Raw genomic sequence first — 13,274 nt, 5'->3', positions numbered from 1 at the left:
TTTCTCCTTTTATACCTATGACCAAACAGAAGTTTCGTTATTCAAGTTATAGAGATACTCATTAAAATTAGAGTCTGTTCCCTTGCTATTCAAAGCTTCTTCAATTGGTGTGTAAATGAGCTTGTTATCACGAATTCCCATACAGATTCCTGACTTACCTTCTTCAATCATTTCAACTGCACGATGACCGAAAGCAGTTGCTAACAAGCGGTCTTTGGCGCTAGGTGCCCCGCCCCGTTGAATATGCCCAATAACTACAGCCCGAATATGATATTCCCCATATTGACTCATTGCCTCTGCAAATTCATGAGCAGGCATCACGCCTTCTGCAAGAACAATCATAGTATGCATCTTGCCTCTTTCCCGACCGTGATCAATTTGAGCAATAACATCATCCATATTAAAGTCTTTTTCTGGAATAATAATTTGATCTGCTCCACATCCAATTCCGGACCATAAAGCAATATCTCCGGCATTACGTCCCATCACTTCAACAATAAAAGTACGCATATGACTCTTAGCGGTATCTCTTAATTTATCTAAAGCATCAATCGCTGTATTACATGCGGTATCAAACCCAAGAGTGAAATCGGTTCCAGGGATGTCATTATCGATCGTCCCAGGGATACCTACTGTCAAAAAACCATGGCGCGCTAAGGCTAAAGCGCCACGATAAGATCCATCTCCACCAATAACAACTAAGCCATCAATATCATGACGTTTGAGTTGTTCAATGGCTTTAAGTTGCCCTTCTTCATTCGCAAATTCCGGATAACGGGCCGTATAAAGTACCGTACCACCACGAGCAGAAAGATTAGAAACATCCGCAGCTTCCATCCGAAAAATATCTCCCTCTGCCAGTCCACGATAGCCATACCGTACACCGTAAGCTTCATGGCCATCAAAAATTGTTTTTCTAACAACTGCACGAATAGCAGCATTCATTCCAGGGGCGTCTCCCCCACTCGTCAAGACAGCGATTTTTTTTGCCATAATTTCACCGTATCCTTTCTTTTTCGTTCACATAGTATCATATCATGTTTTTATGATTATGAGTAGCATTTTTGTAGGAAAACGATTTCATAAGAATAAAACATTTCCTTTGCCGTACATCATCCTAAGTGTAGCAAGGATTTCAGAAGAATTTCCTAATCGATAAGAATCAGATAAAACATACGATTTACCTTCTTCTTGAATTGTGAAATTTATCCTATACTCCCCTGGATTTTTTTGAATAAGTCGCATTAATTGTTTCTTTGTTTGACTAGCAAATGCTCGATTAGCGACTCGAATGTGATACATTTTTTCTTTTTTTAAGTGGCTTTTTTGATTACTAGTCTGTTTCTTTAATGCATCTTTTAAGCGTTGAGAAACTTCTGTTGCGGTCTGAAGAATAACTTGCTTCTTTCCTTTTCGATTTTCAACTTTTCCACTCAGAAAAATCTCTCTTCCTTCATGAAGAAGCGCTGCATAATCAATATAAGCTTTCGGAAAAACAGTCACTTCGATCTGACCAAAACCGTCATCTCCTTGAAGAAAAGCCATAGCTTGTCCCTTCTGTGTACGAATCCGTTTTATTTGTTGGATATGAAGAAGTAAATGAACTTTTTGAGAAACAGGGAGTTGAGAAGTTGCTTGAATCAAACCTGTTCGATAAAAAGGCTGATAATCCTGAAAGAGAGGAAGGGTCAGTGCTTGTCCAAGTGTGCTTTGTTCCCCTAGTCGAAGGTGACTCTCATCGTATTCTGGGAGTTCTTTGATATTTGGAGCATATAATTGTTTATCTCCTTCAATAAACAAAGGCAAAGATAACTGCTGATCGCCTGTTCGTCCAAACAAGGTAATGTGATCGATATATTTAGGAATAGCCTCTTCAATTAAGGTGCGTCGAGTCAGTCCAAATGTATCCAAAGCCCCTGAAAGGGCTAATTGTTCAAGAACTTCCTTGCGAATATATTTCAAATCTAATCGATTCATTAAATCAAAGAGACTCTTATATCTTCCGCCTTCTAATCTTTCTTGAACCAATTGATAGGCACTCGCTCGTGGAATTGCTCGAATATCGCTCAAACCTAACTGTAAGATCTTAGCGTCTTTGACTTGCATTCCGACATAAGACTGATTCACATCCGGCACTTCCACCGTCACGCCACGCCATTTGGCTTCTTGATAAAGCGCTTGTCCCTTTTCTTCGTAAATTTTTGTGCGACTCAATATACCGTAATAGAAGGCTGCTGGTAAATTCACCTTCAACCAAGCCAGTTGATAAGCCAGATACGAATAAGCATAGGCATGCGATTTGTTAAAGCCATAATCCGCAAAAGAAGCAATATAATGATAGATTTCTTCCGCTTTTTCTTGGGAATAGCCCTTCTCTTTAGCTTGTTGCACAAATTTTTCTTTCATTTGTTCAATGAGGGCATGTTTCTTCTTACTCATCGCCCGTCTGAGTAGGTCCGCCTCTCCCAAAGTAAAGCCGGCAATTTTTTGAGCGACTTGCATGACTTGCTCTTGATAAACCATCACACCATAAGTTTCCTTAAGAATTCCCTCTAAGTCCGGATGAAGATAAGTAATCGGAGCTTGACCATGTTTTCTCTTCACAAATTCATCAATTTGTTGCATAGGACCTGGCCGATAAAGCGCATTGACCGCGGCTAAATCTGACATGTTAGTAGGCTTCACCCGCTTGAGAACTCGACGAATGCCTGAAGACTCAAACTGAAAAATTCCCAAGGTATCCCCCTCTTGGAAGAGTTGGTAGACAGCCTGATCGTCTCTAGGGAAAACACTTGGTTCCAACTTTTGATTCAATATCTTTTCACCTGCTGCTATCCCATTGGCGAGAATGGTTAAGTTTGACAAACTTAAAAAGTCAATCTTCAATAAGCCAATCGCTTCTACTTCTCCCATAGTAAATTGAGACTGGTGAATCGTATGATTGAGTCCAGCTTGAAGGGGAATAGTTTCAACTAAAGGCTTATCACTTAACAAAACGCCAGCCGCATGTGTGGAAACATGGTGTGGCAATCCCTCTAAAGCACAAGCTGTTTTAAACCACAGCATGCCATTGACGTGGTTATTGACAAGTCCTTGTAATTGGGGAGAGCTTTGGTAAGAATCCCTTAGCCCTTGTCCCATGCCTGTAATAGTCTTCGCCCATTGATCAATTAGTTTCTTGTCTTCTCCGAAAGTATGTCCCACATCTCGCAGAGCTTTCTTCGCTTGAAAGGTTCCGAACGTAGAAATCTGAGCCACATGTTCACTCCCATACTTTCTGTAAACATATTCTACGATCTCTTGGCGCTTGTCATCCGGAAAATCTAAATCAATATCTGGCATATTCTTCCGTTCTGGATTCAAAAAGCGTTCAAATAAAAGATGGTTAGCAATAGGATCCACTTGCGTAATCTTTAAGGCATAGGCTACCAAAGAACCCGCGGCAGATCCCCGCCCAGGCCCCGTCATGATTTTTTGACGATGCGCATAAGCCATCACATCCCAAACAATCAAGAAATAATCACTAAAGCCCATCTGATCAATGACTGCTAGTTCATAATCTAAGCGCTTTTTGTAGACAGGTAAATTCAAAAGATGTCGGTCTTCTAATCCCTCTTCTGCCTTTTGACGAAGATAATCACAAACCTCTACTCCCTCTGGCAGAGGATAACGTGGAAGAAGGTGCTGATGGTAAGGAAGAGTGACTTGACATTGATTCGCCAACTCTCGACAATTCTCCACCGCCTCTTCTAGTCCTAAAGCTTGATACCGTTTGAGGTAAGCCGCTTCTTGCTTGAGAAAAGCACTCCCGCTTTCACCGGCGAGGTGTTGGTAATCCTCTAAGACTTCATTTTTGTCAATGGCTTGCAGGAGGCGTTGAATAAAATAATCGCCCGGTTTCTCATAAGCAACAGCCGGCATAGCGATAAGAGGACAGCCACTTTTTTTGCTAAGAGTGCGTAAAGCAGAATGATAATAGGTGTCTTGATCATCAATCCCTAAATACACCCGGCCGTTCCATTTTTCACCTTGAAATTGCTCCAAAAATTTTTCGGCTAATTGCGGTTGATTCTGTTTGAGATAGTTGATATGAGGGCCATTCACACTATCTAAAATCAAAAAACAGTTCCTACTATTCTGCAAAAGGAAGGGTCTTTCCTGCTCACTCTCTATCGAATCGGTTGATTTTAACCAAGTAGAGATTTCCATTAATTCTTGATAGCCTTGGTAATTTTGGGCATAGACTATCCACTCTTCTTGATTGGCTTGTCCTATTGCAAAGGCCACCCGAAGTCCAATTAAAGGCTGGATGCCTTCCTGTTGACAAGCTTGATAAAACTCATTGACGCCATACAAAACATTTTGATCGCATAATCCTAGACTTGAGTAGCCTAACTTTTTACCGGCTTTTACGTAAGCTTTGGGTGTCATAGGACTTTTTAAAAGCGTGTAAGTAGAAGTGACATTCAGTGGTACAAACATCATCTATTACCTCCCTTCTTTTTCTCCTAGCTAAAAAGGAACGAGTAACCTCCTTCCTTTTTTAGCCTTTTTATTAATGATTTTCTTCCAAGGCCTTTGGATTTTGAGGGCCACGAATAAACATAGCATCTCCGAAACTAAAGAACATATACTTTTCTTCCACCGCATGACGGTAAGCGGCTAGAATATGTTCCCGCCCGGTAAAGGCAGCCACTAACATCACTAAAGTTGATTTGGGTAAGTGGAAGTTCGTAATAAAACTATCAACTAACCGATACTTAAAGCCAGGGTAGATAAAGATACTCGTCCAGCCTGAATCTGCTTGAACCTTGCCGTCAAACTTGGCTCCAATGGTTTCAAGTGTTCGAATACAGGTCGTCCCACAAGCGACCACCTGACGACCTTCTTCCTTCGCCCGACGAATGATCTCCGCATTTTCTTCGTCTAAATGATAGAATTCTGAATGCATTTCATGATCTTCAATATCTTCTTCATTTACCGGTCTAAAAGTTCCTAAGCCCACATGAAGGGTCAGATAGGCAATCTTTACTCCTTTTTCTTCTAATTTCTTGAGATAGTCCTTCGTAAAGTGAAGTCCGGCTGTTGGCGCTGCAGCAGATCCATTTTCCTTAGCGTAAACGGTTTGATAGCGCTCTGGATCGTCTAATTTTTCCTTGATATAAGGAGGTAGAGGCATTTCTCCCAGACTTTCTAAGATTTCAAGGAAGATACCGTCATAAGAAAATTCAATGAGTCTTCCTCCCCCATAATTTAACTCTTTCAAAATGGTAGCTTTTAAGCGACCGTCTCCGAACTCAAGAACGCCCCCTTCGTGTAATTTACGAGCGGGACGTACGAGGACTTCCCATTGGTCGCCCGTTGTATTCTTCAAAAGCAAGACTTCTACATGGCCACCTGTCCCCTGACGATGTCCGTATAAACGTGCAGGAAGAACCCGTGTGTTATTTAAAGCCAAGACATCGCCTGCTTCAAATTCACTCGCCACATCTTCAAATTGGCAATCTTCGTAATGCCCATCTGTCGCTCGTAATTTCAATAGTCGGCAAGCCAACCGATCTTTCGTTGGGGTTTGGGCAATCAATTCTTCTGGTAAATCATAATCGTAATCACTCGTTTTTAAAGTCATTATTCTCCTCCTTGTAGGGAATTCCTAAATGTTCATAAGCCTTGAAGGTCACCATTCTTCCTCTTGGCGTCCTCTTCAAAAAACCGTTTTGTATCAAATAAGGTTCATACATATCTTCGATCGTTTCCCTATCTTCTGATAAGTTCGCAGCAATAGTTGATAACCCCACCGGTCCGCCCTGATAAAAATAAATAATCGTTTCTAAAATTCGCCGGTCCAAAACATCTAACCCAGCTGAATCGATCTGCAAGACTTGAAGAGCCTTTTGGGTCACCCCTAAATCAACATGTCCGGATAAATTATAGACTTGTGCAAAATCTCTAACTCGTTTCAAAATGCGATTGGCAATCCGAGGCGTGCCTCGTGACCGAAGCGCAATCTCATGCCCCGCTTCCTCATCAATCTCTATTCCAAACACACGACTGGTTCTTTGAACAATCGCTTCTAATTCTTCCACAGTATAATAGCGCATATGTTGAATAATTCCAAAACGATCTCTCAAAGGGGCAGAAAGATTTCCCGCTCTCGTCGTTGCTCCAATTAAAGTAAAGGGAGGAAGATCAAATTGAACCGACCGAGAACTTTCCTCTTGGCCAATGATGATATCCACCCGAAAATCTTCCATGGCACTGTAAAGCATTTCTTCCACGACTCTCGGTAAGCGATGAATCTCATCAATAAACAAAACATCTCCCGGAGAAAGCTCATTTAAAAGAATTAAAAGGTCCCCTGTTTTCTCGATGGCAGGTCCACTCGACAAACGAATATTCACATTTAATTCATGACTAATCACCTGAGCGAGAGTCGTTTTTCCAAGACCTGGTGGCCCATAAAGCAAGACATGATCTAAAGATTCTTTTCTAGCTTGAGCAGCCTTGATATAGACGAGTAACTCTTCTTTCGTTTCGGCTTGACCAATATACTCTTTCAAGTAATGGGGACGAAGCACTTGTTCTTCTCCTTGTTCTTCTTCCCTCTCTCGTCCATCCGATAAGCGACTTTCCTGGACCATACGGACTCCTTTCTCCTATTGACTCGTAATAAACCTTAAAGCTATCCGAATAGCTTCTGCTGTATCTGTTACCTGAGTGAAATCTACCTGCTTCACCACCCGACTAATTTCACGACTAGAGTATCCTAAGCTTGCCAATGCTGCCTGCAACTCTATCACAACTGGATTTTCTGTAACTATGACTTCTTCTCTAGGAAGATCACTCAAATTTCCAGTGAACTCTCCTAATTTTTCTTTGAGGTCAAGAATAATTTGTTGGGCGGTCTTTTTCCCTACACCTGGGAATTTCGTTAAGAACTTAATATCTTCTGCCTCTATAGCTTGAACAAAACCCGCATGATCTCCTAAGGATAAGATAGAAATCGCACTCTTAGGTCCAATCCCAGAGACTGATATCAAGCGAAGAAATAAGGTTTTCTCTTCCGAAGTATAAAAGCCATATAAGCGTACGGCCTCTTGACTAAAAGATTGATGCACCCAAATCTTAACTTCCTGCCCCTTTTGGCCATTAAGTCGATAAGGATTGGCCATATAGAGCTTATAGCCGATCCCTTGAACCTCAAGAACAGCTGCATCACTCATTACTTCAGTTAAAATTCCCTTCAAATATTCAAACATTCGCTTTCACTCCACTTAATTTACGTATTTTTTGTAATCGCCGTATCCTTCCTCTTCCATCTTATCATAGGGAATAAATCGAAGTGCAGCCGAATTAATACAATATCTTAATCCACCTTCTTCTACTGGCCCATCTGTAAAAACATGTCCTAAATGAGAATCCGCTTGATGACTTCTCACTTCTCTGCGGACAAGGCCGTGCGTAAGATCTCTTTTCTCTACAATCTGCTCTTCTAGAATAGGGCGTGTAAAAGCTGGCCACCCGCACCCTGAATTATATTTATTATCCGAGGAAAATAAGGGCGTTCCATCCACGATATCCACGTAAATTCCCTTCTCAAAGAATTCATCATATTCCCCCGTAAAAGGACGTTCGGTTGCTTGGTTTTGTGTGACTTCATATTGTTCTTCCGTCAATTCTTTTAAACGTTCTTCTTTTTCTTTTAGATTCATGCTTATTCTCCTTCATCTCTTTTCTCATGAACTATTCTACACGTTTCCACTCATTTATTCATTGATTTTGTTTGAGGTTTAACTGCTTGGTGAGGGTCCTGAATCCGTTTAAAGCTCCGCTCAATATCATAGGTGGAATAGTGAACCAGAACAGGACGTCCGTGCGCACAATTATAAGGATTATGACAATAAGAGAGATCCTCAAGAAGCTGTTTGGCTTGATCATCCGTTAAATAATGATTGGCTTTGATCGCTAAACGACAAGACATCATCTTAGCTGTTTTTTCACGATAAGCCTTCAAAGAAAAGTGGCGATCCTCTATTGCTAATTGAATCATTGCTTCGATATGATCTTTGATATTGTTTTCTCCCATCCAAGTAGGATGCGAATGAATAATAAATTGGTGATTGCCAAATTCTTCAATGCCTATTCCCAAATCTTGCAAGGCGGGTAATACTTGTCGAATTTGATCACTTTCAACAGAAGAATAGGAGAAAATCAATGGCACTAACAAGTCTTGAACAGCGGTTCCTTTAGTTCCAATAGTTTCTCGGAATTTTTCATAATTAATTCTTTCTTGAGCCGCATGTTGATCCACCATATACATTCCCGTTTCGTCTGAGCACAGAAGGTAAGTGGCATGAAGCTGTCCTATATAATCTAAATGTGGAAAAGTAACATTTCTCTGAGTAACTTTTAGAGAGGGCGCCTCCTCATATTCCGATGAAATTGCTCCTTCTGAAGGACTGTTGATTTGTGTGGATTCTCGAGAGGCTTCTGGCTCAATAATCCTATCTTGTCCTTTCTCAGTGAAGTCTTCTGAAGGCACGGTTTCTTCTTCAACCCTTAAGCCTGTTCCTTGCCATTTCAGTTGTACCTGCTCCCCTTGACTCTCTTCAGCAAGAGAAAAGCCTTCTAAGCTTTCTTTTGAATCCCCTGGTCGCCCAGTAGGAATCCGCTGCATAGGATCTAAAACTTCTTGAATAGCTTTCACAATGAGATCATAGAGTTGATCTTCCTTACTAATCCGTACTTCCTGCTTAGTAGGATGGACATTCACATCCAGAAGTTGAGCATCTGTTTGAATACTCAATACAGCCAATGGATAACGCCCTACCATGAGCTTCGATCCATAGCCTTTCATAATGGCTTGATTAAGCAAATAATTTTTTATATAACGTCCATTTAAAAAGATAGACAAATACTGCCGAGAAGCTCGGGTGAGTTCAGGCTTAGAAATATAGCCTGAGAGGGAGAAATCATAATCTTCGGCTTGAATTTTGACCATATCTTGCGCTTGTTTAAAGCCATAAATAGCCGCTAACACTTCTTGAAGATTGCCTTTTCCATTCGTCTGCAACAACACTCTCCCATCATGCGCATAGTGAAAACGAATATGGCTATATCCCATCGCCATCCGATTGACAATGTCTGTAATATGAGAAAGTTCTGTACTTAACTGTTTGATGTGTTTGAGGCGGGCAGGTGTGTTATAGAATAAATTTTCTACGCGTATAGAAGTTCCCTTACGCAAATGACCTGCCTTTACGTCTACAATCTCTCCAGCTACCAAGGAAATCGCCGTGCCTTCTTTGCCGTCACTGGTTTCTAAAGACATCTCTGAAACAGAAGCGATACTTGGCAAAGCTTCACCCCGGAAACCTAAAGTGTGAATACGAAACAAGTCTTTAGTTTGAAAGATTTTACTGGTAGCATGCCGCTTAAAAGCGATCTGAGCATCCTCAGAAGACATCCCTATCCCATTATCAATGATTTGTATGGTTTTGAGACCGGCTTCTTCTACAAAAATATCAATTTCTGTCGCTTGAGCGTCTATCGCATTTTCTAGCAACTCTTTAACGACAGAAGCCGGTCGCTCTACGACTTCTCCGGCCGCAATTTGATTGGCAACTTGTGGGGGTAACTCATGAATCATGAAGATTCTCCTTTCAAGAGATCCTGAATAGATTTCAAGTTTTCAAAAGCTTGGATAGGCGTCATGTTATTTAGGTCTAATTGGTCTAATTGATCCAGTACCTCTTCTTCCACTGGATTTCTTTTAGAGGGTTCTTCCTGAACAAAGAGCGACATCTGTTGGGTCTCTTCTTGGGCATTCTCTTCTTCCAATTCTTCTAAAATATTTTGCGCATCTACCAATAAACTTCTCGGCATTCCCGCCAATTTAGCCACATGAATCCCGTAACTTTTATCCGCTGGTCCTTCGAAAACTTTATGTAAGAAGACCAAATCTCCGTCTTGTTCCGTAGCCCCTACATGAATATTTTTTAAGCGAGGGAGTGTCGTCTCTAGACTTGTCAATTCATGATAGTGGGTAGAGAATAGGACCTTCGCTTGATAATGGCTATGTAAGTATTCCAGAATAGCTTGCGCTAAAGCAATTCCATCATAAGTGGAGGTTCCCCGCCCAATCTCGTCAAACAGCAAAAGCGACCGGTCTGTAGCATGTTGGATAGCTTGATTAGCTTCCATCATTTCTACCATGAAAGTGGATTGGCCAGCTTGAAGATCATCCGTCGCCCCAATTCGGGTAAATATCCGATCAAAAATAGGCAAAACCGCTTGATCAGCTGGCACAAAGCATCCCATCTGAGCCATAATCGCAATAAGTCCTAACTGGCGCATATAGGTTGATTTTCCAGACATATTGGGTCCTGTAATTAAGAGAATAGAGGTTTGCTCATCCATACAAATGTCATTAGGCACAAATTGATCACGGCCAATTGTTTCTTCCACTACAGGATGACGACTGTTTTTTAAAAATAAGCGCTTCTCATCAAATTGTGGACGCACAAATTGATGATTTTCTGAAATTTCTGCTAAATTTTGAACCACATCCAACTGAGCAATGCTGCTTGCCAAGTCTTGCAAACGCCCTTGATAGGTTTGAATTTTTTGTCGAACATCTACAAAGAGTTGGTATTCTCTTTCTACCGATTTTTCTTGGGCTTCTAAAATTTTATATTCCATTTCTTTCAATTCAGGAGTAATAAAGCGCTCTGCGTTCGTTAAGGTCTGCTTTCTCTCATAGCGGCCTTCTTCCAAAAGATGCAAGTTAGCTTTTGTTACTTCAATATAATAGCCGAATACCTTATTGTAGCCCACTTTTAAAGATTTAATGCCTGTTTTTTGTCGTTCTTCTTGTTGCAGGGTAGCCAACCACTCGGTCCCATGTTGAAGGGCTTGGCGATAGCCGTCTAACACTTCATCAAAGCCATCCCGAATCACACTTCCTTCAGTAATCAATAAGTTAGCGTTAGGATCGATCGCCCTGTCGATCAAATCTACCACTTCTGGTAAAGCCTTCATCGTTGAAAGGATTGGCTGCCAAATAGGGCCACGCATAGGTTCCTCACTGATCCATTCTTGAATAGCCTGCAAAATAATTGGCACCTGTTCTAAGGAATGTTTGAGTTGGAGAAGTTCTCTGGCGTTCACTTGTTTCATTGACACTTTAGCCACAAGGCGCTCTAAATCATACACACCCTTTAATTTTTCTTGAATCGTTCTTCTCAAGAAGAAAGCATTCATCAAAGCTTCCACTTGGTCCAACCGTTGTTCAATTTGAGATTGAATAATGAGCGGACGATCTAACCACTGTCTTAACAATCTTCCCCCCATCGCTGTTTGTGTATGATCTAAAAAGTGAAGCAAGCTCCCCTTCTTCTGCTGGGTACGAATTGATTCTGTTAATTCTAAATTCTTCTTCGCAAAATAATCCATATGCAAGTAATGACTGACTTCATAATTCACAGCTTTTTGCCAGTGATCAATCATTTGGAATTGCGTCGAAGCCACATAAGCCATCAAATCTCTGAGGGCTTCCTTTTCATCGAGATCTTCGATATCTTCCGTTAATTTCTGAAATGTTTCATCCTTCAAGTCTTGCTTTTGCATTTGGAGGACTTGTGAAACTGTAAAGGAATGAATATTTTGTAAAATTTCCATTTCTTTATCTGAAAGGAGTTCTGAAAATACCACTTCCTTGGCTTGTAATTGTCCAAATTCCGCTTGGAGGGTTTCAAAATCTGAAATTTTTGTGACTTTAATTTCTCCTGTAGAGATATCCGTATAAGCCAAGCAATACCCTCTTGAAGGCTTGCTGATCGTACAAATAAAGTTATTTTCCTTGTTGCCATTGCTTAAATACGTTCCAGGCGTAATCACTCGAATGACTTGGCGCTTTACCATGCCTTTTGTAAGTTTAGGATCTTCCATTTGCTCAGCAATAGCTACCTTATAGCCTTGATTCACTAACGTTTTGATATACTCGTCCACCGCATGATGAGGGACTCCGCACATTGGAATTGGATTCTTAGAATTTTTATTTCGACTCGTCAAGGTGATTTCTAAAAGTTGGGCAGCTTTCTCAGCATCCTCTTCAAACAATTCATAAAAATCCCCTAAACGAAAAAATAAAAAAGCATCGGGATAGTTGGCCTTCATCTTGTGATATTGCTTCATCATTGGTGTGGTATCTGCCAATTTTGTCATTTCCATTCATCCTTGTCTAATCTTCTTAACACCTGTCTTTTTGACATCTCTTTTATTTTATCACAGAACCTGAAGGGCTTTACACTTAAATTCTTGTCAATTTTTCCATCGATTCTCAAAGAAAGGCCTTAAAAAGATTAACTTCTTGTCCATAAAGTGCTAAACTTAGCGAAGATTACAATTTCAAGGAGTATCTCATGTCAAAAGAATTATTCTTAATGCGTCACGGACAAACAGAATATAATGTTTCTTATCGAATTCAAGGCTGGAGTAATTCTCCCCTTACCCAAGAAGGCATCCTCCAAGCCAAAGCTGCCCATGCTTACTTTCAGAAGAACGGGATCACTTTTGATCAAATCCTGAGTTCAGACCTCGATCGCGCTTATCAAACCGCTCAATTAGCTACCGACTATGCTCTCCCTGTCCATAAACAAACCTTTTTAAGAGAATGGGGCTATGGAAGTTTAGAAAGTAAATCTCGCAAAAAAGTCACCGTTTCTTTGAACAATCCCCCCAAAAAAGACTACTTTGTTGCCTTCGGAGGAGAAGATGGCACTCACGTTCAAGAACGAATTACTCAAGGGATTTTGTCCTTTTTGGAAAAGCAAGCAGATCCTTCCAAAGTGCTAATGGTTTCTCACGGTTCTGTTATCTACCAGTTCCTCACTCAATATTGTCAAGATATTCCTCCTATTGGTAATTGTTTTATTTTTCATTTTATCTGGGAGGAAGGTCGCCTAAGCCTTCAGACAATTATCGACCCTCTCAAAAATTCTTGATTTTTAATGGTCTAAACAGTATAATAATAACGTTACCTTGAAGGAGACGTAGCGAAGAGGCCGTAACGCGCTTGACTCGAAATCAAGTTGTCGGGAAACCGGCACGTGGGTTCGAATCCCACCGTCTCCGTTATAGTATTTTTACGATTGTTAAGGTAATAATATAACAAAGATTTCGAAGCGTAGATTTTCATTTAAAAATCAATTTACCATTAGTTTTTAACACCTACCAATAAAAGTTCTACCCCGAGGGCTAATAAAAAAGAAAAA

General features: G+C 40.7%; 9 protein-coding genes and 1 tRNA gene. 2 read left to right on the top strand and 8 right to left on the bottom strand.

Annotated elements, in window-relative coordinates; genetic code table 11:
• Positions 1–15: 15 nt before the first annotated feature.
• The 8 genes from pfkA to mutS all read right to left on the bottom strand — a co-directional run bounded on the left by pfkA (position 16) and on the right by mutS (position 12,225).
• Positions 16–993: a 6-phosphofructokinase gene (gene pfkA / locus AWM71_RS05420; RefSeq protein ID WP_060776998.1), complete on the bottom strand. Its 978-nt coding sequence runs from the start codon at positions 991–993 to the stop codon at positions 16–18.
• Positions 994–1,080: 87 nt separating this feature from the next.
• Positions 1,081–4,485: a DNA polymerase III subunit alpha gene (locus tag AWM71_RS05415; RefSeq protein WP_060776997.1), complete on the bottom strand. Its 3,405-nt coding sequence runs from the start codon at positions 4,483–4,485 to the stop codon at positions 1,081–1,083.
• 70 nt (positions 4,486–4,555) lie between these two features.
• Positions 4,556–5,629 (bottom strand): tRNA preQ1(34) S-adenosylmethionine ribosyltransferase-isomerase QueA, encoded by a 1,074-nt coding sequence (gene queA / locus AWM71_RS05410; RefSeq protein WP_060776996.1) that lies wholly within the window; start codon positions 5,627–5,629, stop codon positions 4,556–4,558.
• Positions 5,610–6,641 (bottom strand): Holliday junction branch migration DNA helicase RuvB, encoded by a 1,032-nt coding sequence (gene ruvB / locus AWM71_RS05405; protein ID WP_060776995.1) that lies wholly within the window; start codon positions 6,639–6,641, stop codon positions 5,610–5,612. Before ruvB ends, queA begins: the two co-directional genes overlap by 20 nt.
• Positions 6,642–6,656: 15 nt before the next feature.
• Positions 6,657–7,259 carry a Holliday junction branch migration protein RuvA gene (ruvA, locus tag AWM71_RS05400; RefSeq protein WP_060776994.1) on the bottom strand — a complete coding sequence of 201 codons (603 nt, stop codon included), beginning with the start codon at positions 7,257–7,259 and terminating at the stop codon, positions 6,657–6,659.
• A gap of 15 nt (positions 7,260–7,274) precedes the next feature.
• Positions 7,275–7,712: a peptide-methionine (R)-S-oxide reductase MsrB gene (msrB, locus tag AWM71_RS05395; RefSeq protein WP_060776993.1), complete on the bottom strand. Its 438-nt coding sequence runs from the start codon at positions 7,710–7,712 to the stop codon at positions 7,275–7,277.
• A gap of 50 nt (positions 7,713–7,762) precedes the next feature.
• Entirely contained in the window at positions 7,763–9,655 is a 1,893-nt protein-coding gene (gene mutL, locus AWM71_RS05390; protein ID WP_162492234.1) for a DNA mismatch repair endonuclease MutL, read from the bottom strand.
• The gene (gene mutS, locus AWM71_RS05385) at positions 9,646–12,225 is read right to left on the bottom strand and encodes a DNA mismatch repair protein MutS (RefSeq protein WP_060776991.1); all 2,580 of its coding nucleotides are present in this window, start codon (positions 12,223–12,225) and stop codon (positions 9,646–9,648) included. The genes mutL and mutS overlap by 10 nt, the downstream gene beginning before the upstream one ends.
• A 197-nt stretch (positions 12,226–12,422) precedes the next feature.
• Here mutS and AWM71_RS05380 point away from each other — a divergent pair, with 197 nt between their 5' ends.
• A complete protein-coding gene (locus AWM71_RS05380; protein ID WP_060776990.1) occupies positions 12,423–13,004 on the top strand; it encodes a histidine phosphatase family protein in 582 nt (193 codons plus the stop codon).
• Positions 13,005–13,046: 42 nt separating this feature from the next.
• Positions 13,047–13,134, top strand: a tRNA-Ser gene (locus AWM71_RS05375).
• Positions 13,135–13,274 lie beyond the last annotated feature (140 nt).

The sequence above is a fragment of the Aerococcus christensenii genome (assembly GCF_001543105.1).
Taxonomy (GTDB): Bacteria; Bacillota; Bacilli; order Lactobacillales; family Aerococcaceae; genus Aerococcus; species Aerococcus christensenii.
Note: the sequence above shows the minus strand (reverse complement) of the source record. Positions and strands in the feature narration are given on the sequence as shown.